Here is a 26,861-nt window from a genome sequence, read left to right on the forward strand (position 1 = left end):
CACCGCCATGACGCAGTTTGCCCTTGACCCATGCCGCTGCCCTTTGTGTGGGCAGCCCAATGCCTGCGCCATGGCCGCGCCCAACACCGGAGCCGCAGCGCCCGCGCCGTGCTGGTGCACGCGCGTGGCGTTCAGCGCCGATTTGTTGAAACAAGTGCCCGAAGCGGCCCGTAATAAAGCTTGCATTTGCACGGCCTGTGTCGCGGCGTCCACGCCGCCATCACAAGGCCAAAACCAAGGCCCAAACCCAGGCGAGGGCGCATGAGCCTGGCCCAAGGCCCCCACAGCCTGCAGGCGCTCAAAGCGCGCTACGGCGAGTGCCACCGCTGGCTGTTGTTGATGTCGGTCATGCTGGGTTCCATGGCGGCGGTGATGTCATCCACCATCATGAACGTGGCCATTCCCGACATGAGCCAGCACTTCACCCTGGGCCAAAGCCGCGTGCAGTGGGTCACCTCGGGCTTCATGGTGGCGATGACGGTGTCCATGCTGACCACCCCCTGGTTGTTGTCGCGCTATGGCTACCGCCGGGTGTACGAGGTGTGCATGTGGCTCTTGCTGGGCGGCGGCGTGGTGGGCGGCTTCGCCAACGATTTCCCGCTGGTCATGGCCGCCCGCGTGGCCGAGGGCCTGGCCGCAGGCGTGGTGCAGCCCATTCCCGCGATCATCATCTTGCGCGCCTTTGCGCCCGAAGAGCAGGGCCGCGCCAGCGGGCTGTTTGGCATGGGTGTGGTGCTGGCCCCGGCCTTAGGCCCCAGCATCGGCGGTGTGCTGGTCGATGTGTTTGGCTGGCGTTCGATTTTTTTCATGGTGGTGCCGCTGGCCATGGTGGCGCTGTGGCTGTCGCGCCGTTATGTGCCCAACTCGGCCCCGGGCGGCGTGCAGGCCGATGCGGGCAGCCCGGGCCTGGACTGGATCGGGCTGGCGCTGGCCAGCGCTTCCACCTTGATGCTGCTCAACGGTCTGGTGCAGTTGCGCGGCGATGACGACACGGTGGCCGTGGTCCTGCTGGCGCTGGCGGGTGTGGGCATGGCGGTGTTTGTGGCTTGGCAACGCCATTTGCTGCAGCCGGGTCGGCGCGCCCGTCGCCACGCTAGCCGCAGCGCGTCGGGGCAGCCTCCGCGGGGGCCGCTCATGAACCTGCGTGTGTTTGGCCACCGCCATTTCGCCATGGGTGCGTTGGTGTCTTTCACCTACGGCATTGCGCTGTTTGGCTCCACCTATTTGCTGCCGGTCTACATGCAGATGGGCCTGGGGCTTTCTGCGTCCTACATCGGCGCGGCTTTGTTGCCCGCTGGCATTTTGCTGGCGGTGACCATCGCGGTGGTGGGGCGCTGGTCGCACCGCATGCCGCCCGCCCATTGGGTCAGCTGGGGCCTGGCCATGCTGGCGCTGTCGTTTGCGCTCATGCCGATGGTCCACCCGGCGGCGGGCTTGGCCTTGCTCTGGATTTTGGTGATCCTCGGGCGCATCGGCCTGGGCTTCATCCTGCCTTCGCTCAACCTGGGCGCTTTGCGGGGCTTGCCGAAAGACCTGATTCCGCAGGCTTCAAGCGTGATCGGTTTTGTGCGCATGCTGGGCGGTGCGGCAGGCGTGAGCATTTGTGCCATCGTGCTGGAGTGGCGACTGGCGGTGTATGCCCAGGGCGCCAGCCATCCGGGCAGCGCCGATTTGCGGGCCTTCAATGAGACGTTTGTTTTTCTGGCCACTACGACCGCGCTGGCCTTGCTGGCCGCCTGGAAAATGGCCGAGCCCGCAGCCGTAACCGCCAAGGACTGAACCATGTGCCAACTGCTCGGCATGAACTGCAACACCCCCACCGATGTGACCTTCAGCTTCAGCGGCTTCGCGCAGCGCGGCGGCCTTACCGACCACCATGGCGACGGCTGGGGTATCGCCTTCTTTGAGGGGCTGGGTGTGCGCCACTTTGTGGACCACCAAAGCGCCAGCACCTCGCCGATTGCCGATCTGATCCGACGCTACCCGATCCAAAGCCGCAACGTCATCGCCCACATCCGCAAAGCCACACAGGGCGAAGTGAGTCTGGAAAACTGCCACCCCTTTGTGCGCGAGCTGTGGGGCCGCTACTGGGTGTTTGCGCACAACGGCAACCTGGTGGACTACGCACCGCGCCTGCACGGCAGCTTCAAGCCTGTGGGCCAGACCGACAGCGAGCGGGCGTTTTGCTGGCTGATGCAAGAGCTGGCCAAGTCACACGCCAGTGTGCCGAGCGTTCAGGAAATGTCGCTGACCTTGCGCGAGCTGGTGCCGCAGATCGCCCGCTTTGGCACCTTCAACTTCTTGTTGTCCAACGGACAGGCGCTGTGGGCGCATGCCAGCACGCATTTGCATTACGTGCTGCGCAGGCACCCCTTTAACCGTGCGACCTTGAGCGACGAAGACCTGAGCGTGAACTTTGCCGAGCACACCCGCGAGACCGACCGGGTGGCGGTGGTGGTGACCGCACCCTTGACCACCGACGAGGCCTGGGTGGCGTTTGAGCCAGGGCGCTTGTACACCTTTGAGCACGGCGATCTGAAAGGCTAGGTTGGACGTTCAGGTCCGACAGACGGTTTGACCGGGCTTCAAGGCGCGGCGCTCAGAGCGCCGCTTCCACCGCGTCCATGAAGAGGGCCGCCACATCACAGCCCATCTGATCGGTGATTTCCTGAAAGCAGGTGGGACTGGTCACGTTGATCTCGGTCAGGCTCTCGCCAATGATGTCCAGGCCCACCAGCATCAGGCCGCGTGCCATCAAGATGGGGCCCAGGGTCTCGGCGATTTCGCGGTCACGCGCCGAAATCGGTTGTGCCACACCTTTGCCGCCTGCGGCCAGGTTGCCGCGCACTTCACCGCCTTGCGGAATGCGCGCCAGGCAAAACGGCACGGGCTTGCCGCCGATCAACAACACGCGCTTGTCGCCTTGCGCGATGCCGGGCAGAAACTTTTGCACCATCACGGTCTGCGCACCGTCCCGGTTCAGGGTTTCGATGATCGCGCCCAGGTTCAGGCCGTCTGCGCCTACCTTGAAGATGCCTGTGCCGCCCATGCCGTCGAGCGGCTTCAGGATGATGGTGCCGTGCGCGGCGTGGAAGGCGCGGATGTCGGCTTCGCTGCGGGTGACCAGCGTGGGCGCGATGAACTGCGGAAACTCCAGAATGGCCAGCTTCTCGGGGTGGTTGCGCAGGGCTGCCGGGCTGTTGAAGACCTTGGCACCTTCGCGCTCGGCCTGGCTCAGCAGGTGGGTGGCGTAAAAGTATTCGCTGTCAAACGGCGGGTCGGTGCGCATGATGACAGCGTCAAAGTCCTTCAAAGCGGCGCGGCGCGTGCCGGTCTGGGTGAACCAGGTGTCTGCTTGCCCGGTGAGCGTGATGTCACGCACTTGGGCCGACACCGCTTCGCCCTGCTGCCAGCGCACATCGGTCATCTGGCAGGCCACGACCTGGTGGCCACGCTTTTGCGCTTCGCGCATCATCGAAAAAGTGGTGTCCTTGTAAATCTTGAAGGACTCGAGGGGGTCGGCAATGAAAAGAATGTGCATGGGTTGACTGTGTCACAAAAATAAAAAAACCGTGACGCTGTGGCGTCTTATTGGAACGCCACTTCGGCAAAGCTGCGCAATTTGCGGCTGTGCAGCTGCTCGGGACCGGCGGTGCGCAGCAAACTGACAGCCCGGATGCCGATTTGCAGGTGTTGGTTAACACGTTCGCGGTAAAACTGGTTGGCCATGCCGGGCAGTTTGATCTCGCCGTGCAGCGGCTTGTCGCTCACGCACAGCAAGGTGCCATAGGGCACCCGAAAGCGGAAACCATTGGCCGCAATCGTGGCGCTTTCCATGTCCAGGGCCACGGCGCGGCTTTGGCTGAAGCGGCGCTGGGGCGTGCTGGCCACGTTGGTGGTGGGCAGCAGTTCCCAGTTGCGGTTGTCGGTGCTGGCCACCGTGCCGGTGCGCATCAGGCGTTTGAGCTCAGGGCCTTGGCTGCCGGTGACTTCGGACACGGCCCGCTCCAGCGCCACCTGCACCTCGGCCAGCGCTGGGATCGGCACCCACAACGGCAGCTCTTCGTCGAGTACATGGTCTTCGCGCACATAGGCATGGGCCAGCACGTAATCGCCCAGCTGCTGCGTGGTGCGCAGGCCCGCGCAGTGGCCCAGCATCAGCCAGGCGTGTGGACGCAGCACGGCAATGTGGTCGGTGATGGTTTTGGCGTTGGCCGGCCCGACGCCGATGTTGACCATGGTGATGCCGCTGTGGCCCTTGCGCACCAGGTGGTAGCCGGGCATTTGCGGCAGGCGCGGCGGTGTTTGGCCCAGGGCGTCCACGTCCTCTGGCGCCAAGCCCACACGGCGCGTGACCATGTTGCCGGGTTCGACAAAGGCAACGTATTCGCTGTCCGGGTTTTGCATCTCGGCGCGGCCCAGCGCAATGAACTCGTCGATGTAGAACTGGTAATTGGTGAACAGCACATAGTTCTGAAACCAGCGCGGCGAGGTGCCGGTGTAGTGGCGCAGGCGTTGGAGTGAATAGTCGATGCGTGGCGCGGTGAACAGGGACAGCGGGCGAGCCTCAGAGGGCGCCGGCTCGTGCGTGCCATTGGCAATGCCGTCGTCCATGGCGTTCAGGTCGGGCAGGTCAAACACCTCGCGCATCAGAGCCTGGCGCTCGGGGCTGAGGCTGCCTTCCATGTGCTCGTCTTCGGCGAACGAAAAGTGGATGGGGATAGGCTGGTTGCTGGTGCCCACCTGCAAGCTCACGCCGTGATTTTGCAGCAGCAAACTCAGTTGCTGGCGGATGTAGAAGGCAAACAGGTCGGGCCGGGTGAGCGTGGTTTCAAACCGGCCAGGCTCGGCCACAAAGCCGTAGCTCAGGCGGCTGTTCAACCCCTCTGGTTTGCGGTTGGCACTGCTGATCTGTACCCGCACAAAAGGGTAAAACGCCCGCACCCGGGTGTCCGCCATGTCCGCACCCGCCACAAACTCCCGCATGGCCTGGCGCAGGTGGTTCACGCTGTGCTGGTAAATGTGCTGGATTTGCGCCAAGGCGCTGTCGGCATCGTGGTGCTCGGAGGGGGCGATGAATGGCGGCAGGTGCTGCATGGGATTTCCTGGACAGGTTCTTCGAGTTTAGTGGCTCGGTGACGGTTGATTTTGATGCAGGACCATGACCGGCGTGTGGCACCACCCTTGGCCTGCGCCATTCGGTGTGCAGTGTTGCCTTGGTGACCCCAAGAGCCCGACAGGTCGGGCATGCTCTCGCGCAACCTTGGTCAGCCCATGCTGCCCGGCCATATTGAGGAGACGGTTCATGAGCAAAGCACGCAAAGTCATCATCACCTGCGCACCCACCGGTGCCATCCACACGCCCAGCATGTCGCCGCATTTGCCGGTCACAGCCGACGAAATTGCCGACGCGGCCATTGCCGCCGCCGAGGCGGGCGCAGCGATCTTGCACCTGCACGCCCGTGATCCGGCAGACGGCCGTCCCACGCAAGACCCGGCGTTCTTTGTGCCCTTTTTGAAAAAGATCAAGGCAAGCACCAACGCCGTGATCAACCTGACCACGGGTGGCAGCCCCCACATGACGGTGCATGAGCGCATGCAGCCGGCCCTGACCTTCAAGCCCGAGGTGGCTTCGCTCAACATGGGGTCGATGAATTTCGGCTTGTTCCCCATGCTCGACCGGTTCAAGACGTTTGAGCACGAGTGGGAGCGTGAGCACCTGGAAAAAAGCCGTGATCTGGTGTTCAAGAACACTTACAAGGACATTGAAACTATTTTGCGCCTGGGCACCGAGAACGGCACCCGCTTTGAATTCGAGTGCTACGACATCAGCCACCTGTACAACCTGGCGCACTTCCGTGACCGGGGCTTGGTGAAGGGGCCTTTGTTTGTGCAATCGGTGTTTGGTATTTTGGGGGGCATCGGCCCGCACCCCGAAGACCTGATGCACATGCGCCGCACCGCCGACCGCTTGTTTGGCAACGATTACCAGTGGTCGATTCTGGGGGCTGGCAAAGGCCAGATTGCGCTGGCCAGCATCGGTGCGGCCATGGGCTCGAACGTGCGCGTGGGCCTGGAGGACTCGCTGTGGATTGGCCCTGGAAAATTGGCCGAGTCCAGCGCGCAACAGGTCCAGCGCATCCGCACCGTGCTCGAAGCCCTCAATCTGGAGATCGCCACGCCCGACGAGGCCCGCAGCATGCTGGCGCTCAAGGGCGGGGATCAGGTGAACTTCTGAGGTTCACATATTGCGACGGTACTGACCACCCACCTCGAACAGCGCGTTGGTGATCTGGCCGAGCGAGCAGACCCGCACCGCGTCCATCAGCACCTCGAACACGTTGCCGTTGTCGATCACGGCTTGCTGCAAGCGCTTGAGCATGGCCGGGGCCTTGTCGGCGTGGCGGGTGTGGAAGTCTTGCAGGCGCTTCAGTTGCGACTGCTTTTCTTCTTCGGTCGAGCGGGCCAGCTCCAGGCTCTCCAGCACTTCGTCGCCCTTGGGGTTGCGGAAGGTGTTGACGCCGATGATGGGCAGCTCGCCGGTGTGCTTGAGCATCTCGTAGTGCATGGATTCGTCTTGAATCTTGCCGCGCTGGTAGCCGGTTTCCATCGCGCCCAGCACACCGCCGCGCTCGGCGATCTTTTCAAACTCGGCCAGCACCGCTTCTTCGACCAGCTCGGTGAGTTCGTCGATGATGAAGGCACCCTGGTTGGGGTTCTCGTTCTTTGCCAGGCCCCACTCGCGGTTGATGATGAGCTGGATCGCCATGGCGCGGCGCACCGAGTCTTCGGTGGGCGTGGTGATGGCCTCGTCAAACGCGTTGGTGTGCAGGCTGTTGCAGTTGTCGTAGATCGCGATCAGCGCCTGCAGCGTGGTGCGGATGTCGTTGAACTGGATCTCTTGTGCGTGCAGCGAACGGCCCGAAGTCTGGATGTGGTACTTGAGCTTTTGGCTGCGCTCGTTCGCACCGTACTTCTCTTTCATGGCCACGGCCCAGATGCGGCGCGCCACGCGGCCCAGCACCGTGTATTCCGGGTCCATGCCGTTGCTGAAGAAGAACGACAGGTTCGGCGCGAAGTCGTCGATGTGCATGCCACGCGCCAGGTAAGCCTCCACAAAAGTGAAGCCGTTGGACAGCGTGAAGGCCAGCTGCGAAATCGGGTTGGCCCCGGCTTCTGCGATGTGGTAGCCGCTGATCGACACGCTGTAGAAGTTGCGCACGTCGTGGTGCACAAAATACTGCGCGATGTCGCCCATCACTTTGAGCGAAAACTCGGTGCTGAAAATGCAGGTGTTCTGGCCCTGGTCTTCTTTCAAAATATCCGCCTGCACCGTGCCGCGCACATTGGCCAGCACCCATTCGCGGATCTTGGCGGTCTCGGTCTCGGTCGGCTCGCGGCCGTTCTCGGCCTTGAACTTGTCGATGTTCTGGTCGATGGCCGTGTTCATGAACATGGCCAGGATCGAGGGCGCGGGGCCGTTGATGGTCATCGACACTGAGGTGGTCGGGTTGCACAGGTCAAAGCCCGAATACAGCACCTTCATGTCGTCGAGCGTGGCCACGTTCACGCCCGAGTTGCCGATCTTGCCGTAGATGTCCGGACGCAGGTCGGGGTCGTTGCCGTACAGCGTGACCGAGTCGAACGCGGTGGACAGGCGCTTGGCGGGCATGCCCTCGCTCACCAGCTTGAAGCGGCGGTTGGTGCGGAAAGGGTCGCCTTCGCCCGCGAACATGCGGGTCGGGTCTTCGCCCTCGCGCTTGAAGGCAAAGGTGCCCGAGGTGTAGGGGTAACTGCCGGGCACGTTGTCCAGCATCAGCCACTTGAGCACTTCGCCATCGTCTTCGTACTTGGGCAGCGCGACTTTGCGGATCGTGGTGCCGCTCAGCGATTTGGTCGTCAGCGCTGTGCGGATTTCCTTGTCGCGGATCTTCACCACGTATTCGTCGCCCGCGTAGGCTTTTTGCATGTCGGGCCACTGGGCCAGCAGCTTGCGGGCTGTAGGGTCCTGGGTCTGTTCGCGCTGCACCGCCAGGTCAATGGCGGCTTCGGCGGCCTTGGCGCGACCGGACTTGCCCACTTCGAGCATGCGGGCTGCGGCGCGCAGCTGCTGGATCTCGCGGGCCAGGCGGGCCTGGTCAATGGCGCGTTTTTTGTAACCGCGCACGGTGTCGCTGATTTCGGCCAAATAGCGGGTGCGGGAAGACGGCACCACCGGGTTCTGGTGGGTGCTGTAGCGCACATTCACCACGGGCAGGCGGCCTTCGGTGGTGGGCATGCCCAGCTCGGCCAGGCGGGTTTTCAGCGCTTGGTACAGCGCCGTCACGCCGTCGTCGTTGAAGCGGGCGGCCATGGTGCCAAACACCGGCATCTGCTCGGTGGGGGTGGTCCAGGCTTCCTTGTTGCGCTGCACCTGCTTGGCCACATCGCGCAGCGCGTCACTCGCGCCTTTGCGGTCGAACTTGTTGATGGCCACGAACTCGGCAAAGTCCAGCATGTCGATTTTTTCGAGCTGGCTGGCTGCGCCAAATTCGGGCGTCATCACGTACATGGGCACATCGACATGCGGCACGATGGCGGCGTCGCCTTGGCCAATGCCCGAGGTCTCGACCACGATCACGTCAAAGCCCGCCACCTTGCAGGCCGCCACCACGTCGGGCAGGGCGGCTGAAATTTCACTGCCAAAGTCACGCGTGGCCAGCGAGCGCATGAACACGCGGGGGCCTTGTGACCAGGGCGAGATGGCGTTCATGCGGATGCGGTCGCCCAGCAGCGCGCCACCGCTCTTGCGGCGCGAAGGGTCGATGGAGATCACGGCCACGCGCAGCGCGTCGTCCTGGTCCAGGCGCAGGCGGCGGATCAACTCGTCGGTGAGCGACGACTTGCCCGCACCGCCCGTGCCGGTGATGCCCAACACGGGCACTTTCTTGCTGGCAGCCTGTTCGCGCACGGCCTTGACCACGCGGGCATCGGCTTTGTCGTTTTCCAAAGCGGTGATCAGCTGGGCCAGGGCACGCCAGTTCATCTCGCCATGGCCCTGAATCGCGTCCACGGTTTTGGGGGCCAGGGGGCTCACGTCCTGGTCGCAGCGCATGACCATCTCGCCGATCATCCCGGCCAGGCCCATCTTCTGGCCGTCTTCGGGGCTGAAAATGCGCACGCCTTTCTCGGCCAGTGCGCGGATTTCGGCCGGCACGATCACGCCGCCGCCGCCGCCAAACACCTTGATGTGCTCGCCGCCCCGGGCCTTGAGCAAATCGATCATGTAGCTGAAGTATTCGTTGTGCCCGCCCTGGTAAGAGCTGATGGCGATGCCTTGCGCGTCTTCCTGCAAAGCGGCGGTCACTACTTCGTCGACCGAGCGGTTGTGGCCCAGGTGGATGACTTCGGCGCCCATGCTCTGAAGGATGCGGCGCATGATGTTGATGGCGGCGTCGTGGCCGTCAAAAAGTGAGGCGGCAGTGACAAAGCGCACCTTGTGAGTAGGGCGGTACTCGGCCAGGGCTTTGAATTCGGCGGACAGGTCGGTCATGGGGTGTCTCCGGTAGCAGTCTGTTGACGTTGACGTAAACGTCAATCATATCTGCCATCAGGATTTTGTCGATAGCCAAATCCAAGCTCGCTCATGAATCATCATAGATAATATGAAATCTCAATAACTATAAAAATCAGGCTCAATGATATCTTTATGAAAAATTTAAGTTCTCATTTCATGAAATTGGTTGTAGCAGCAATATTGCTATCTTTGGTGGCTTTCCCTGCCTTTTCAGGAGGGGTCACCTTGGCGCAATTGTTGGAATCGGCTTACACACGACATCCCAGCGTCTTGCAAGCCCGTAACCAGGCCCAGGCCGCCGGTTTTGAGGTGGAGGCCACGCGCTGGAGCCGGTTTCCATCACTTTCTACAGAAGTGAGGTCCGACACCGGCTACAGCCAAAGTGTGGCCAAGCTGGAGCAGCCCGTCTGGACGGCCGGCAAAATTCCGGCCCGAATCGCCCTGTCTGAGTCCAATCAACGCGCTGCGCAGGCCGGTATTCAGGAAGCTGAATTGACCGCCCTGTCCCAGGCGGCCAGTGCTTTTTATGAGGTGTTGCGTTTGCAAGACCGTCTGCAAAGCTCCAACGACAACGTGGCCGAACACGAAAGATTGCTTGCGCTGATCGAACGCCGCGCCAAAGCCGAGGTCACCCCCCCAGCCGACGCCACCTTGGCCCAGGCGCGCTTGCAACAAGCTGTGAGCGAGCGCATTCAGATCAGACGCCAGCTGGAAACCGCGCAGGTCAACCTGGTGCAATGGGCTGGCCCAGTGCAAGGTGATCTACGCATACCCAAAACCATTCATTTCCGGCGTCCGGAAACGCTGGCCCAGTTGCAAGACCAGGTGTTTGCACAGTCCGGCCAGCGCAAACGTCTGACCGCACAAATTGAAAGCGCCGAGGCGCAAATCAAGGTCAGTCAGACCCAGATCTACCCCTCATTGGTGGCGGGTTACCAGCAAAGCTGGGGCGGGCAAGTGCCAGCGGGCACCGACCGTGGGCAGGCTTATCTGAGTTTCCAGTTCCAGTCTGGTGCAGGCCTGAGCGCCATGTCTGGCGTGCAGGCTGCCGTCGCACGCAAAGCCGCCAGCCAACAAGAACTGGAAACCCTGGATCGACAACTCGCATCCCTGGCCGCATCGACACTCAACGAATTGGACGCGCTGCAAGCCCAGGTTGGACCCGCCCAGGCCTTGCAGGCGGGCACTGCAGAAATTGTGGAATCCTATTTGCGTCAATACCAGGTTGGGCGCAAGAACTGGCTCGACGTGCTGAACGCACAACGCGAAAAATCCCAAGCCCTTTTCAGCTTGGCCGATGCCCGTTTTGGCCTTCAACAGGCCCAAGTCCGATTGATGATTTTGACTGGCGACATCCTTTCCCGTCCCCTGAATGCACTCCATGACTGAACCCTCCGTGACCACTGACCCTGCAGCTGCCACGGCAAGCTACCTGCCCGATCCCGAACTGGCCACTCTGCTGTCGCGTCTGGCCGCCTTGCAGGGGCACGCGGTACCGGTGTACCGCTTTGGCACCACCGCTGTCACTTCGGATGGTCTGATGCTGGACAGCCTGCCGCGTCACGCCCAGGCCATGGAGCTGTGGCACGCCTACTTTCCGGCCGCGCAGGTCGGCGAGCTGACAAACGCCTCATCCATCAAAGGTCTTTTTCCGCTGCTGTGGTCGTCGCAAGACGCAACCCGTTTGTTGTTGCTGCGCGGCCAACTCAGCAGCGGTACCTGCAGCGCAGAAGACGTGCACGGCCAAACGGTGGAACTCACTCGTTCAGAACTGGAGACCGGCCATATTCTGGAGCTCAAAACCAGCACCGCGCATGACGCCGACGGCCACGCCGGTCCGGCTACGGCGGGCGAATGGTTTGCCTTTGCCCTGGGGCGTTACAGGGGCGCTTTTGCGCAAGCCGTGTTTGCCACCTTCATCATCAGCACCATCGGCTTGCTGGCCGCCATGTACAGCATGCAGGTGTACGACCGCGTGATCCCTAGCAAAGGCTATTCCACCCTGTTTGTGCTTAGCGTGGGCGTGTTGATCTCCATTGTGATGGAGTTGCTCATCAAGCAAGTGCGGGCGCACATGGTTGAGCGGGCCTGCAAAGCCATCGACCAAGAGCTGTCCTCAGTCTTCTTTGGCAAGGCGCTCGACATTCGCATGGACGCCAGGCCCCGAACCGTGGGCACCTTTGCTTCGCAAATCCGGCACTTTGAATCGGTGCGCAACTTCCTGACTTCATCGACCCTCTTCATCCTGGCCGATGCGCCATTTGCATTGGTGTTTGTTGGCGTCATTGCCTTCATCTCGGTGCCCGTGGCTTTGGTTCCTTTGGTCATGGTGCCCCTGGCGGTTTTGGTGGGGCTTTTCTTTCGCAAGCCCATCGAAAATCTCACCGGCGACCACATGGCCGAATCCAACCGCAAAAACGGCTTGCTCATCGAAGCCATTGACGGCATCGAATCCGTCAAGGCCAGCAACGGCGAGTGGAAATTGCTGGACCGCTGGCGCCAGCTCACGGCCACCATTGCCCAGAGCGAGTTGCGCATGCGTGCCCTGTCCACGCTATCCACCAACCTCACCCAAACCATGCAACAACTGACCTACGTGGGCATGGTCGCTGTGGGGGCCTACGTCATCACCACCGGCGAGCTGACCATGGGTGGCCTGATTGCTTGCACCATCATCAGTGGCCGTGCGCTGGGCCCGCTGGCGCAGGTTCCCGGCATGATCGTCCAATGGAAGCACGCCCAAATCGCCCTCAAAGGCCTGGACGGCATCATGGCCCTGCCCAGTGACCGCGATCCTGCTGTGCGCCTGGTGGTGCCGCAAAGCTGCAAAGGCCAGATTCGGCTTGAAAAAACCGTCTTCGCCTACGCCGAAGGCAAACCCAGCCTGGACGTGCCCGCGCTCAGCATCCAGCCAGCCGAACGCATTGCCATTTTGGGCAGCATCGGTTCAGGCAAATCCACCCTCATCAAAATCCTGTCAGGCCTCTACCAACCCAAGACGGGCAGTGTGTTTTTGGACGGTGTGGACATGACCCAACTGGCTCCTGAATTTGTGCGCGAACACATCGGCTACCTGCCGCAAGACGTGCGCCTGTTCCAGGGCACCCTGCGCGATAACCTGACCTTGGGCCTGGCATCGCCCAGCGACAGTCAAATTCTGCGGGTGGCTGCCATGACCGGCCTGGACCAAGTCATTCAGGGTCACCCTAAAGGCCTGGAGCTGGAGATTTCTGAAGGCGGCAAAGGCCTTTCGGGCGGACAGAGGCAACTGGTGGGCCTGAGCCGCATGCTGCTGCTGCAGCCGCGCATCATGCTGCTGGACGAGCCCACCGCCTCTATGGACGGACAAACCGAGAGCCGCATCATCCAGCACCTGTTTCGCGAACTGGCCCCCGAATCGGTGCTGGTTGTCGTCACTCACAAACCCGCCTTGCTGGCCCATGTGGGCCGCATCATCGTCATGGACCAAGGCCGTATCGTGCTCGACGGCCCGCGCGACGCCGTGCTGGCCCGCTTGCGCGGCGCGACGCCAGCGGCATCCACTGGTACTGCGCCCGCCGCCACTAACGCTGCCCACAAACCCGACACCCCCATCGCCCAGATCGAGTCCCCAGCATGAATTTCTTTTGGTTTTTTCGGGGGCGCAAAGCGGCCTCCAACCAGCACCTGCCCGCCCAAACCGCCCGGTTTGGCAACCTCAGCGCTATTGTCTGGATCGTCTTCGCAGTGCTCCTCACCTTTGGTGTTTGGGCCTACTGGGCCAAGCTCGACCAAATCACCCGCGCTCCTGGCGCCGTGATCGCCAGCTCCAGAACCCAGATCATCCAGTCGCAAGAAGGCGGCACCATCAACGACCTGCTGGTCAAAGAAGGCGACACCGTCGAAGCCGATCAGGTCTTGATCAAGTTTGAGCGCACCCGCTTTGAAACCAGCTATCTCGAAGCCCGTGCCAAAGCCGCTGGCCTCATGGCCACTGTGGCCCGGCTACAAGCCGAAGTATTGGGCACCAAGCTCGAATTTCCGTCTGAACTGAACAAATACCCCGAGTTCAAAAAGAGCCAGGCCATGTTGTTCAACAAACGCCAGTCGGCCATCAAGGAAGACATTGCTTCCCTGCAAGCCATGATCAAACTGGTGCAGCAGGAACTGGAAATGACCGAACCTCTGCTCAAAAGCGGTGACGTCAGCCGCACCGACATCCTGCGGCTGCAGCGCCAACTGGTTGAGATGAAATCCCAGGTCACCAACAAGCGCAACAAATATTTCCAGGACGCCCAGGCCGAGCTGGGCAAAGCGCAGGAAGAACTGGCCGGTGTGCAACAAAGCCTGACCCAACGCAAAAGTCAACTCGACCTGACCGAGCTGCGCACTCCTGTACGCGGTGTGGTCAAAAACGTGCGCATCACCACCCTGGGTGGTGTCATCCGGCCAGGCGAAGAAGTCATGCAAATCGTGCCCCTGGAAGACGACCTGGTCATCCAGGCCAAAGTCTCGCCGGCCGACATCGCCTTCCTCAAACCCGGGCAAGACGTCGCCGTCAAGATTGACGCCTACGACTACACCGTCTATGGCGAACTCTCAGGCAAGCTCACCTACATCAGCGCCGACACCCTGAGCGAAGACCTGCGCCAAGGCGAGCAGCCGTATTACCGCGCTCAGGTGCGCACCGTAGGCCGCCAGTTCAGTGGTCGACCCGATGAAAAGCTGGAAATCCAGCCTGGCATGACCGCCACCATCGAAGTCAAAACCGGTCAACGCACCGTTTTGCAATACCTGACCAAACCGGTCATCAAAACCCTCAGCCAGTCATTGGGTGAGCGCTGAGGCTGTCGCCCCTTGTTCCGCCTAGCCAGGGCGGTGCAAATGGGGTGATTGCTTTGGTATTTGTTTTTGGATTTTGATGTAAATATATCAATATTTGCATATTTATTGCCTAATGCAAAACAACAACATGTTGATCCTGTAATCATTAGAGTTTGTCTTTTAACTGATAAACTGTTTTTATTCTGTGAATAACGGCGGCATTGTTATTTTTGTCGTTCTTTTTTCACGCAAAGCAAAGATCTGTAAGTCCTAGGAGTTGAGTCATGGCCGTTTCACCTGTGTCCAAAATCAAGCTGGTTGTTGTGAGTGCCGACGGCACCAAAATGGTCCTGACCCCTGCTGAATTTGCCCGCATGCGCTTGCAGCCTGGCATGAAAGTGGCTGTCCTGGACGAAGCCACGGGCCAATCCCCCAAGGGTCTGACCGCCAAAACGCAAGGCCAAGACCTGCTGTTGGAGTTGCCCGAACATGGCCTGCTGGCCAAAGTGGAAGGGTTTGAACAGATCGCCGACCTCAGCTTTGCCGAAGACATCCACGCCATCACCACAGCACAAACCACGGGCGTGGTTTATGCCCAGGCCGCACCCGCCACACCCGTGGCAACAGACGCTGGCGGCGCCACCGCAGAAAAAGCGCCGGCCACCGCATCGGGCACCGCTGTGGGCGGCTTCAGCCTGTCCACACTGGGCGTCATTCTGGGCGGCTTGGCCCTGGCTGGCGGCGGCGGCGGTGGTGGCGGCCCAAGTGCTTCCCCTGCGCCTTCGGTGTCGGGTTTGGCCATTGACGGCTACCTCTTTGGCGCAAGCGTGACCCGTGTGAACGGCTCGGGCAACACCGTCACTACAGACGCAAACGGCTACTTCTCTGGCTTGACGGGTACTGGCCCCATCAAGGTGACCGGCGGTATCGACCAGTCCACCGGTCAGCGGTTCGAAGGCACGATGACGGCGCCCGAAGGCTCCAAAGTGATCACCCCCGTAACCACTCTCATCAACACCTTGGCAGGCAACGGTGCCAGCGCATCGCAAATTCAGGCGGCGACCACGGAAGTGCTGACCAAGCTGGGCCTGCCTACCAGCTTCAATGTGTTGGCTGTTGACCCTCTTGAGCAGGCCAGAAACGGCAGCACCGAAGAAAAGGCTGCCGCGCTGGAGGTTTTCAAAGCCGGCGTCATGGTCGCTACCGCGCTGCAGGTGCTGTCTGGTGGTGAAGCGGATAACTTTGCTGCAGCGGCCGCTGCTTTGACCAGCGCCTTGGATGCCAACAGCACCCAAACTGGTGTGGACTTGATCGTCAGCTCGCTCGGCACCGTGGCCGAGGCGTTGAACGTTGCCACCGACCTCACCAGCTTGACCGCTGCGCTGTCCACCATCAACGACATCGGCACCGTGACCGAAGTGGCTGGCGCCCAAGCTTCGGTGTTGAACCAAGAGTTGGGCTACACCAGCACCACCCCGACCATTACCTTCACCGCGACTGTTAATACAGGCACCAAGACTGTCAGTTTTGGCGCTCAAGACACAGCCACAGGCCCCATCACCGTCAACATCGACGCCAGTGGCACAGCCACCTTCGTGCGTGCCGGTGTTACGGCCAAAACGGGCAGCGCCACGGTCAGCGTGCCCAACTTCGCAGACGAAGCGGCCTACTACAAACTTGATGTTCCGGCGGCCTCGCGCGTGATCGTCAACGTCACCGGCGGCGACACAGCAGACGACGTGTTCTCTATTGACGCTGCCAACGCCCTGCAAATCACGCTGTCAGGCAATTTGGGTACTGGCCAAGACGCCGTGTTCCTCAAAATTCAAGATACCGACAGTGCCGTTGCCAACTCGCGCGTGCTGGTTGTCAACACCCGTGGTTTGGTCGGTGCCGAAAGCGTCATCTTCGACTTTGCCGACGTCAAAGACAAAGTCTTGCTGTCTGCCGACAGCTACCTGGCCAACATCGCCACCATCGAAGTCAAAAAGGGCGAAGCCGACCTGCGCGATGTTTTCATTCCAGAAGGCACAGTGTTCATTGTCAACTCGGGTTTGACGCTGACGCTGGCTCAATTGCTGGCATCGGAATCCATCTCCAGTGTGACCGGCTTGGGCCGTTTGACCGTGGTGCTGGACAACATCAGTCAAATCACAAATGGTGTATTGACCAACCTGGCTGCCCTGAACCTGATCGGTCTGGGTGCTGGCGAAGAGGGTTATGTCGAGATCAAAGTGGGTGACACCGTTGTGGCTTCCACGCAAACAGGCTCGTTGGTCAGCAGCAACACCGCTGCCACCAATGCGATCCTTGCGATCCAGGGTGCTTCGCTGCCCTCCATTCCTGCTTTGGTGGATTTGGTTGATGGTTTGCAAACGGATGTCGCAGCCAACACTGTCGACATCTTGGACTTGGCCGATCGCGCCAGCGCACTGGAATCCACCGTCAACAAGCTCGACGGCCTGGCCTCTGTCACCGGCTCGGTCAAGCAGCAGATTGCGGCCGCCAAGACCGAACTGAACGACACCATTGATGCATTGGCCGCCCGCCTGGATGCGGACATCGCCGACTTGCAAACGGATGTCGCAGCCAACACTGTCGACATCTTGGACTTGGCCGATCGCGCCAGCGCACTGGAATCCACCGTCAACAAGCTCGACGGCCTGGCCTCTGTCACCGGCTCGGTCAAGCAGCAGATTGCGGCCGCCAAGACCGAACTGAACGACACCATTGATGCATTGGCCGCCCGCCTGGATGCGGACATCGCCGACTTGCAAACGGATGTCGCAGCCAACACTGTCGACATCTTGGACTTGGCCGATCGCGCCAGCGCACTGGAATCCACCGTCAACAAGCTCGACGGCCTGGCCTCTGTCACCGGCTCGGTCAAGCAGCAGATTGCGGCCGCCAAGACCGAACTGAACGACACCATTGATGCATTGGCCGCCCGCCTGGATGCGGACATCGCCGACTTGCAAACGGATGTCGCAGCCAACACTGTCGACATCTTGGACTTGGCCGATCGCGCCAGCGCACTGGAATCCACCGTCAACAAGCTCGACGGCCTGGCCTCTGTCACCGGCTCGGTCAAGCAGCAGATTGCGGCCGCCAAGACCGAACTGAACGACACCATTGATGCATTGGCCGCCCGCCTGGATGCGGACATCGCCGACTTGCAAACGGATGTCGCAGCCAACACTGTCGACATCTTGGACTTGGCCGATCGCGCCAGCGCACTGGAATCCACCGTCAACAAGCTCGACGGCCTGGCCTCTGTCACCGGCTCGGTCAAGCAGCAGATTGCGGCCGCCAAGACCGAACTGAACGACACCATTGATGCATTGGCCGCCCGCCTGGATGCGGACATCGCCGACTTGCAAACGGATGTCGCAGCCAACACTGTCGACATCTTGGACTTGGCCGATCGCGCCAGCGCACTGGAATCCACCGTCAACAAGCTCGACGGCCTGGCCTCTGTCACCGGCTCGGTCAAGCAGCAGATTGCGGCCGCCAAGACCGAACTGAACGACACCATTGATGCATTGGCCGCCCGCCTGGATGCGGACATCGCCGACTTGCAAACGGATGTCGCAGCCAACACTGTCGACATCTTGGACTTGGCCGATCGCGCCAGCGCACTGGAATCCACCGTCAACAAGCTCGACGGCCTGGCCTCTGTCACCGGCTCGGTCAAGCAGCAGATTGCGGCCGCCAAGACCGAACTGAACGACACCATTACGGCGTTGACCAATGCCATGATGGGCCAAGGCGTCATCATGACTGTGGCTGATTTGGAGTTGACCGATGGCACTGAAGTCTGGCTGGCCAACTTCCGCCTTGCTGACACGCTGACAAACTTGATTGGTGTTGAAATTACGGGTGAAAACAGTAACGCTGAATTTTTCACCGCAGCCAAACAGGTGACGGTCATCAACAGCACGATTGGTACCGCCGCAGAAGTGACGGCGTTGCAGGCGCGTGGCGTTGACTTTGCTGCCAGCGCTTACGACGTGACCAGCTCAACCGCTTCGGTGTTGGTCGTCGATATGCCGGCCACCGTCATAAACAATGCCAACCATCTGCGACTGGAAGGCACCGCTGACTTTGCCCAGGCACTGACCTTGCTGCAAGCCACCAACAAAGGCAATACGTTCATTGACACCGTCAACGTGTCATACGACCGCGTGGCTGGTTTGCCCATTGGCTCGAACGACGCTGTGGCCAATTTGAATGTCACTGGCTTGAATGTGACGATAGGAACCGATGTCATCATCGATTTCAGCGCCTTCCCGTTTGAAACGAACATCCATTTTGTGGGTGGCAAAGCCAACGAAATCGTTATCACCCCAGAAGGCATGAACGGAGAAATTGACTTCGACGGCGGTGCGGGCAGTGATCGACTGGTGTTGGTAAGTGCCTTGGCCAACGGTCTGGTCGTACCAAGAGTCTTGACTGCCAGCGACACACTCATCGGTGGCACCGGCTCTGACACTTTGCACATCGTCGGCACGGCCAATTTGACCGCGGCATCGATCTCGGGTTTTGAAACCTTGTTCATGGAAGAGGGTTCACCCTCCAAAGTCGTTTTGACCAAGAATCAGTTGCTGGGGTTCAACGAGATAACCGGAACAACCTCAGACACCCCAGCCAATTCATCGGTCATCCAGATTGCCGATCAAGAACTGGTCAATGGTGAAAAAGTACAGATTGACCTAGCCAGAGGCTTGAGCGCTGACATTGTCCTTTCCAATGTGGCCAAAATTGAAGTCGGTACCAACACCACGCTGTTGCTGAGCCTCAGTCAATTTGATTCCATTGGCGAGGTTGTTACTGGAACCAACGCCACCGTTGCGGTGACACTGAACGGCGTTGATTTGAACCGGAACCTGGATATCAGTAACCTTGTGCTGGACCCTGCGGCGGCGGTGATCAACATCAACCTCAATGGGTACGACCTGGTGCTCAATGCCGATCAGGCGAATGGCGTGACGCTGACCAACAGCAGTGGCCTCCAATCATCGGTGCGCATCGTCCGTCCATCTACCGGTTTTGCATCCGGCACGTATAACCTGGATGGTATTGATCTGGCAGACCCGATTGACGTAACAGTGGTTGTTACCGACCTGGATGGCAACGGTGAATTCGCTCTGGACGTTTCCAACAATGTGGATGTGCAGTCGCAGGTTCATGCTTACGAAATCGGTGAAGGCGCAACGCTGACGATTCAATCTGCTCAAGTCAGCAGCAAGACCGTTACCGGCCTTGCTGGGGCGGGTAACGGTGCCATCGTCGTCAAGCTGGGCACCGACAACTTCAACCTGTCTGGTATCGATGCCGATCCTACTGGCGTGAACGGCGTGGTCACCAGTGCTGTGGTTGCGGCCAACGTCACGCTTCACGCCTCGGCAGATTTGGGCACATTCGTGGCCACCACGGTCAACACCGGCGCTGCTTTGACTTTGACAGCTAACCAGGCCACAACACAGACCATCACGGCGGTGGGCACAGGCACCATCGCTGTGACGGCTGCATCTGCTGCGACCGCCTACAACTTCGCCGATCTGGCTGGCGCAGATGGTTCCAAGGTCGTTGTGACCTATGCAACAGGCGGCACCTTGTCAACAGACACTGTCTGGGGCGACGCTGCAGGTGACTTGACCGTCAGCATTGCAAGCGGCCAAACCTTGACCGCTTTGACCAGCCAGGTTGATGGTGAATACATCCAGGGCAGCGGTAATTTGACGGTGACCGGTTTCGACACCGTCAGCGCAGACGCCACCGACTTGTCGCACATCAGTGCAGCGACCAAGATGCAACTGTCGGACGGTGTTTCGTTCACAGGTTCGTTCAACAGCTCGGCCACCGTCACGGTGGATACATCGGTGAACACCGAGCTGCGTGCGTTGGACATCACGGGTGCCACGGGCCGACCCAATGCATTTGTGGTGGACGACGACGTGACGCTGACCATGACAGCCACCCAAGCTCATCAGTTGAATGTGTCGGGCACAGGCGCCTTGGTCGTCAACGACATTCAAAACACGACAGATTTGTCGGGCGTGTCTGTTGGTCAACTCAGCGTCTCAAACTTCACAGGCATTTTTGACGATGCCAACTGGACCGACTGGAGCAACGGCGCGGCGCTGCCCACTTTTGCCCAAGACGGCAGCACCGTGACACTGGAGGCAGGGGCACAAATCAGCATTTACGTCCCCAAGGCTGGCACCATCAGCTTTCATTACGACGTCGTGGGCACGGGCTACAGCAGCTTCAACTGGCCCGGCAACGGCTTGGGCATCGATGGGTCTGGCGACTGGACGGCCACTCTGAGCGCTCCGGGCAACATCTCCTTCCGTGTGCAGAACGCGGACACGTTCACCGTGTCGAATTTCAGCTTCACCTCGGCACCGGGCCTGGACACGCTGACCGTGAAAGTGGAAGACGCGCTGATCGACATTTCTGCCAACCAGACCCTGGGCAGCGTGTCGGAATATCAGGTCATTGCAGGGGCCAAGCTGAAAGGTACAGCGGTCCAATTGAGCGGTGAAACCATCACCGGTGCAGGCGCTGTCGAGGTCACTGGCCTGCAAGCAACGACGAACTTGACGACGATCGATGTGACGGGCACGAAGACGGCGACGGTGACGTCCAGTATTGAATTTACCGGTGATCTGGACACAGGTTTTGCGGTAACCGTGACCGATGGAGTGACCTTGACAGCTGCGCTGAGCAAGCTGACAGGCCAGACGATTGGCGGCGCAGGTTCAGTGGTGGTGACGGGCCTGACGGGCGCTGTCGAACCCGATTTGGATGCGGTGACAGCGGCAGGTGGCGTCACACTGACGCTCACGGGTAACACGACGCTGTCGGCCAATGCAACGCTGGGGGCCACCGATTTGACGGTGACGGGCGTCAACGGCGCGGGCTTGGATGTCAGCAACGTCACTGCTCAGAATTTTGATATCACCTCTGCCGACACGATCACGGTGAACAGCGGCAACGCGCTGACGATCAAAGCCAGCCAGGCCACAGGCTTGGATGTGACAGGCGAAGGCTCGGTCTCGATCAACTCGCTGGAAGATCAGCAAAACGCCAGCTTCACCAACATCGATGCCAGTACGGTTACGATCAACGTGAGCGATAACGCCACGGTGAACTTCACGGGTGATCTGGGCAGCACTAACAACGACGTGGTGGTGGGTACCAGCGCCAGCTTGACGTTAGCGGCAACTCAGGCCAGCGGTCGGTCTATTGATGGTTCTGGTGCATTGGTTGTTACAGGGGTCACTGCTGCCACTGATTTGACCAACGTGGTTTTGGGTGGAAGTGCACCGGCTCCGATCAATGGATTTACTTCTGATTTCGCATCATTCGACTATGCATATGTGTCTGATGGCTTTACGTATTCGGCTGATACGCAAGAAGCTCTGGCGACAGGGAAGGTTGCAATTTCTTCAACCAGTTTAGTGTTGACGGGGCCGTCTGACTCATTTCCCCAAGCCTCAACACAAGCTAATTTCCAATCGTTGGCGGCAGGGTCTGTGAGCTTAAATTGGTCTATCACAGGTGATCGTGCTGATGATTCTTTATTCATCAGATATACAGATGTAAATGGTGTCGAGCAGACGGTGATGTTGACAAATGCATCTGGCAGTTTGAGTTCTGTAGGCGTACAACAAGGCTCTGCGTTGGAGTTTTTTGTTGGCATTAATGCAGATGCTGAAGCTGACAGTAATGCTGCGGTGTTGACTATTACGGACTTCGTATTTGCGCCTGCTGGCGGTGTGGCTGGTTTATCTTCTGTTGTCGCACGGATTACCGATGCAACGGCTATTGATCATGTGGTTGATCTCACGGGCAACAACATGCTGTCAGACGTGAGCACATATGACATTGAAGCCGGTACGCAACTGAAGTTGTCGGCCGCGCAGGCCAATGGCAAGCGGATCGAAGGGGACGATGCCACATCGCTGGTGACGATTCTTGATCTGCAAAACACGCTGGGTGCAGAGTTCAATATTGACAGCACTGTGGTGGCTACCGCTGTGGCCACGTTGTCGGGCAATGCGGACTTGACGGCCAATTTGACGGGCGTGGATGTGTTGAATATCACCGGTACAGCGGGCACCTTGACTGTGGGCGAGGCTGCGACAGTGGCTGCGGCGACGTACAACGTCAGTGGCTCGGCAGCCTTGTCGCTGAGCGCAGCCGATGCGCACACGGTGCACACCATCACAGCAACAGGCAGTGGAGCAGTCAGCGTGACAGGCGCAGTGGCAACCACGGCTTATGACTTCAGCGGTGTGACGGCTGCTTCGCGTGCCAATGCGGTGGTGCGCTACACCACGGGTGGTGCGCTTGCCAACACCACCAATTGGGGGACGGCAGGCCAGTTGACGATCGATGTGGCCACGGGGCAGGTTCTGACGCTGACCGATGCGCAGGCTTCGGGACAGTACATCCAGGGCGCAGGTGCGGTGGACGTTGTGGCCCTGGCGGCTGACACCGATCTTTCGCACATCTCGGTCGCGGGTGCCAAGACGGCCGATGTGACCGCGAATTTGGCATTCAACGGCCACCTCGGCGCGTTCGACGTGGCGGTGGTGGCTGGCGCCACGCTCACGGTCGATGGCGACATCGTGAACAACCTCACGGTTGCGGGTGAGGGTTCGACGGCAGATGCCGCTGGTGGTTCGGTGGTCATCAACGGCTTGTCCACCGATGGTTCGGTCACTTATGACTTTGGCGCCATCACGGCCGGTGGTGTGGTGGGCGCGGGCGCTGCCGGTGTTGTGCGCATCGACATTGCTGCGAACACCCAGTTGGCAACGGACACCGACTTGGGCACGGCCGACATCGCGGTGGCTTCGGGCCAGACCTTGACGCTGTCTGCCGCTCAAGCATCGTTGCGCGACATCACGGGTACGGGCGGCAATGTGCACGTCACTGGCCTGCAAGCAACGACGAACTTGACGACGATCGATGTGACGGGCACGAAGACGGCGACGGTGACGTCCAGTATTGAGTTCACTGGCGATCTGGACACAGGCTTTGCAGTGACGGTGGACAGTGGCGTGAGTCTGACGGCTGCGCTGAGCAAGCTGACAGGCCAAACGATTGGTGGTGCAGGTTCGGTGGTGGTGACGGGCCTGACGGGCAACGCTGTTGATGCCTATCTGGATGCGGTGACAGCGGCAGGTGGCGTCACACTGACGCTCTCGGGCAACACGACGCTGTCCGCCAACGCAACGCTGGGCGCCACCGATTTGACGGTGACGGGTGTCAATGGTGCGGGCTTGGACGTCAGCAACGTCATTGCCCAGAACTTTGACATCACTTCGGCCGACACGATCACGGTGAACAGCGGCAACGCGCTGACGATCAAAGCCAGCCAGGCCACAGGCTTGGATGTGACAGGCGAAGGCTCGGTCTCGATCAACTCGCTGGAAGATCAGCAAAACGCCAGCTTCACCAACATCGATGCCAGTACGGTTACGATCAACGTGAGCGATAACGCCACGGTGAACTTCACGGGTGATCTGGGCAGCACTAACAACGACGTGGTGGTGGGTACCAGCGCCAGCTTGACGTTAGCGGCAACTCAGGCCAGCGGTCGGTCTATTGATGGTTCTGGTGCATTGGTTGTTACAGGGGTCACTGCTGCCACTGATTTGACCAACGTGGTTTTGGGTGGAAGTGCACCGGCTCCGATCAATGGATTTACTTCTGATTTCGCATCATTCGACTATGCATATGTGTCTGATGGCTTTACGTATTCGGCTGATACGCAAGAAGCTCTGGCGACAGGGAAGGTTGCAATTTCTTCAACCAGTTTAGTGTTGACGGGGCCGTCTGACTCATTTCCCCAAGCCTCAACACAAGCTAATTTCCAATCGTTGGCGGCAGGGTCTGTGAGCTTAAATTGGTCTATCACAGGTGATCGTGCTGATGATTCTTTATTCATCAGATATACAGATGTAAATGGTGTCGAGCAGACGGTGATGTTGACAAATGCATCTGGCAGTTTGAGTTCTGTAGGCGTACAACAAGGCTCTGCGTTGGAGTTTTTTGTTGGCATTAATGCAGATGCTGAAGCTGACAGTAATGCTGCGGTGTTGACTATTACGGACTTCGTATTTGCGCCTGCTGGCGGTGTGGCTGGTTTATCTTCTGTTGTCGCACGGATTACCGATGCAACGGCTATTGATCATGTGGTTGATCTCACGGGCAACAACATGCTGTCAGACGTGAGCACATATGACATTGAAGCCGGTACGCAACTGAAGTTGTCGGCCGCGCAGGCCAATGGCAAGCGGATCGAAGGGGACGATGCCACATCGCTGGTGACGATTCTTGATCTGCAAAACACGCTGGGTGCAGAGTTCAATATTGACAGCACTGTGGTGGCTACCGCTGTGGCCACGTTGTCGGGCAATGCGGACTTGACGGCCAATTTGACGGGCGTGGATGTGTTGAATATCACCGGTACAGCGGGCACCTTGACTGTGGGCGAGGCTGCGACAGTGGCTGCGGCGACGTACAACGTCAGTGGCTCGGCAGCCTTGTCGCTGAGCGCAGCCGATGCGCACACGGTGCACACCATCACAGCAACAGGCAGTGGAGCAGTCAGCGTGACAGGCGCAGTGGCAACCACGGCTTATGATTTCAGCGCCTTGACTGCTGACTCGAATGCCAATGTGGTGGTGCACTACACCACCACCGGTCCGTTGAATGAGGCAACGAACTGGGGCACCGCAGGCCAGTTGACCATTGATGTGGGCAATGGACTGATCTTGGCGCTGACCGATGCGCAGGCTTCGGGCCAGTACATCCAGGGTGCAGGCACCGTGAATTTGTCTACCACCACGCTGACCCAAAACCTGGATGTCACGCACATCTCGAACACCTTGCAGGTGGATGGCAGTGCTTCCGGTGAGTTGAATGTGGGCGCGTATGCGTTGACCATCAACGCCAGCCAGATTGGCACATTGGCGCTGTCGGGTGCTGGTTCTGTGTTGGTGCAAAACCTGGCTGGTGACAGCAATTTGACGAATGTGACCGCCACTACGGTGACGGCCAGCGTCAGCAGCGATGTGGACATTTCGGCCAATACCACCTTGACACGGGTTGATACATACGCGATTGCTGCCGACCAAACCCTGACGGTGTTGACGTCGCAAACTGCTGCGGGTGTCGCTTTGTCTGGCTCTGGCACAGTGCGTTTCTCTGACAGCGGCACGTTCACGGGGGCTTGGGCTTCGACGGTTTCGGCAGAAGTGGCGGCGGGTCAGACGCTCACCATCAGCGCCGCGCTGGCCAGTGGCCACACCATTCAGGGTGATGCTGCAGCGGTGGCCGGCACGGGTGGCTCTGTGGTGATCACGGGGCTGGACGGCTCTTTTTACAACCTGGCGGGTGTGCATGCTGGTGCTGTGGGTGGCGGTACTGCGGGCACGGTGACGGCCAGTTTGACGGCCGACACCCATCTGGCGCATACCACGGTGTTGGGCGATGTGGCGCTGTCCATCGACGCTACCCATTTGTTGACCATGACCGCTGCTCAGGCGGTTGCACGCAGCATCACGGGTGAAGGCTCTGTGACGCTGGATGCCGCTGAAGCGGCCACGCAGTATGACTTCTCTACCGTGGATGCCACAGGCACACTGACGGTGGAGTACACCGCTGCAGGTACCGTGAACGGTGCGACGGTGTTCACCGATGTGGATGTGGTGCACTTGGCCAGCGGCGCTACTACCTTCACCGCAGCACAAGCCACTGGCCTGAGCTTTACCGGTTCTGCGGTGGGTGCTTCGGTGGTCATCACTGGCTCTGACGGTGTTCAGACACTGGCGGGTACAGCGGGCAACGATGTCATCGCCACCGGTACCGGTGGCGATGCGGTCGATGTGTTACAGGGTGGCAGCGACCGGTTGGTGTTCAACGGCGAAGCCAATGACATGACCATCACGGGCTTCCAGCATGGCGACTTGGTTGATGGTGGTGATGTGCTTGATTTCTCTGCGATTGCAGATTTGGGAACAAGCTCTTACCGGTCATTCAACTCGTTCAATGGCGGCGCTGTATTCACCGAGACGGTCATTGGTCTGGAACTGGGCTTTGCCGACAGCGCGGTCAACGTGCAGAACTTGTTTGCGCAGTCCGAGAACTACCTTAACAACAAGATTGACGCTTCCAGCGAGGCCGACATGGTCTTCTTGATCGCCAATTCGGCCGGTACGGCACTGAACGCTTGGTACTGGGACGATGGCGCCAACGGTGGCATGACAGACAAGAACGTGACGTCTGCCGAGTTGACGTTGGTGGGCACCATCGCAGGTGGGGATGCTGACCAGTTGATCAACTACGTGACGGCTAACTTCATCGTTTAAGACCTGTTGAGATTGGTCTGAGCTTCAGCCAGTCTCTGGCCTTCTTCAAACCCGCCTCCCACAAGGAGGCGGGTTTTTTATGAGGAGTACTCCCAATTCAATATGGGGCAATT

General features: G+C 59.8%; 11 protein-coding genes. 8 read left to right on the forward strand and 3 right to left on the reverse strand.

Annotation, left to right across the window (positions count from 1 at the left end):
- Positions 1-7: 7 nt before the first annotated feature.
- From ACHEXL_RS00815 to ACHEXL_RS00825, 3 genes are read left to right on the forward strand one after another with little or no spacing between them, the layout of a single operon-like run.
- On the forward strand, positions 8-265 hold the full coding sequence (locus ACHEXL_RS00815; protein WP_291924783.1) for a cysteine-rich CWC family protein: 258 nt from the start codon (positions 8-10) through the stop codon (positions 263-265).
- Positions 262-1,779 (forward strand): MFS transporter, encoded by a 1,518-nt coding sequence (locus tag ACHEXL_RS00820; RefSeq protein WP_416560178.1) that lies wholly within the window; start codon positions 262-264, stop codon positions 1,777-1,779. Before ACHEXL_RS00815 ends, ACHEXL_RS00820 begins: the two co-directional genes overlap by 4 nt.
- Positions 1,780-1,782: 3 nt before the next feature.
- Positions 1,783-2,547: a class II glutamine amidotransferase gene (locus tag ACHEXL_RS00825; protein WP_416560179.1), complete on the forward strand. Its 765-nt coding sequence runs from the start codon at positions 1,783-1,785 to the stop codon at positions 2,545-2,547.
- Positions 2,548-2,599: 52 nt separating this feature from the next.
- Here ACHEXL_RS00825 and gshB read toward each other — a convergent pair whose 3' ends face one another.
- Together gshB and ACHEXL_RS00835 are read right to left on the reverse strand one after the other, a co-directional pair.
- A complete protein-coding gene (gshB, locus tag ACHEXL_RS00830; protein WP_416560180.1) occupies positions 2,600-3,541 on the reverse strand; it encodes a glutathione synthase in 942 nt (313 codons plus the stop codon).
- 47 nt (positions 3,542-3,588) lie between these two features.
- On the reverse strand, positions 3,589-5,097 hold the full coding sequence (locus ACHEXL_RS00835) for an AMP nucleosidase (RefSeq protein WP_416560181.1): 1,509 nt from the start codon (positions 5,095-5,097) through the stop codon (positions 3,589-3,591).
- A gap of 208 nt (positions 5,098-5,305) precedes the next feature.
- Between ACHEXL_RS00835 and ACHEXL_RS00840 the strand changes: the two genes are divergently transcribed.
- The gene (locus tag ACHEXL_RS00840; RefSeq protein ID WP_416560182.1) at positions 5,306-6,238 is read left to right on the forward strand and encodes a 3-keto-5-aminohexanoate cleavage protein; all 933 of its coding nucleotides are present in this window, start codon (positions 5,306-5,308) and stop codon (positions 6,236-6,238) included.
- 3 nt (positions 6,239-6,241) lie between these two features.
- Here the strand turns inward: ACHEXL_RS00840 and icmF are convergent, their stop codons facing one another.
- Positions 6,242-9,532, reverse strand: a complete 3,291-nt coding sequence (icmF, locus tag ACHEXL_RS00845) for a fused isobutyryl-CoA mutase/GTPase IcmF (protein ID WP_416560183.1) — start codon at positions 9,530-9,532, stop codon at positions 6,242-6,244.
- A 249-nt stretch (positions 9,533-9,781) separates the two neighbouring features.
- On the opposite strand from icmF, the gene ACHEXL_RS00850 reads away from it, so the two are divergent.
- The 4 genes from ACHEXL_RS00850 (at position 9,782) to ACHEXL_RS00865 (ending at position 26,748) form a co-directional block, all read left to right on the forward strand.
- Positions 9,782-10,945: a TolC family protein gene (locus ACHEXL_RS00850; RefSeq protein ID WP_416560184.1), complete on the forward strand. Its 1,164-nt coding sequence runs from the start codon at positions 9,782-9,784 to the stop codon at positions 10,943-10,945.
- Entirely contained in the window at positions 10,938-13,175 is a 2,238-nt protein-coding gene (locus ACHEXL_RS00855) for a type I secretion system permease/ATPase (protein WP_416560185.1), read from the forward strand. The genes ACHEXL_RS00850 and ACHEXL_RS00855 overlap by 8 nt, the downstream gene beginning before the upstream one ends.
- The gene (locus ACHEXL_RS00860) at positions 13,172-14,380 is read left to right on the forward strand and encodes an HlyD family type I secretion periplasmic adaptor subunit (protein WP_416560186.1); all 1,209 of its coding nucleotides are present in this window, start codon (positions 13,172-13,174) and stop codon (positions 14,378-14,380) included. Before ACHEXL_RS00855 ends, ACHEXL_RS00860 begins: the two co-directional genes overlap by 4 nt.
- 263 nt (positions 14,381-14,643) lie before the next feature.
- Complete coding sequence (locus ACHEXL_RS00865; protein ID WP_416560187.1) at positions 14,644-26,748, forward strand: hypothetical protein; 12,105 nt, start codon at positions 14,644-14,646, stop codon at positions 26,746-26,748.
- Positions 26,749-26,861 lie beyond the last annotated feature (113 nt).

The organism is Limnohabitans sp. YIMB22184 (assembly GCF_048020265.1).
Lineage (GTDB): Bacteria > Pseudomonadota > Gammaproteobacteria > Burkholderiales > Burkholderiaceae_C > Limnohabitans_A.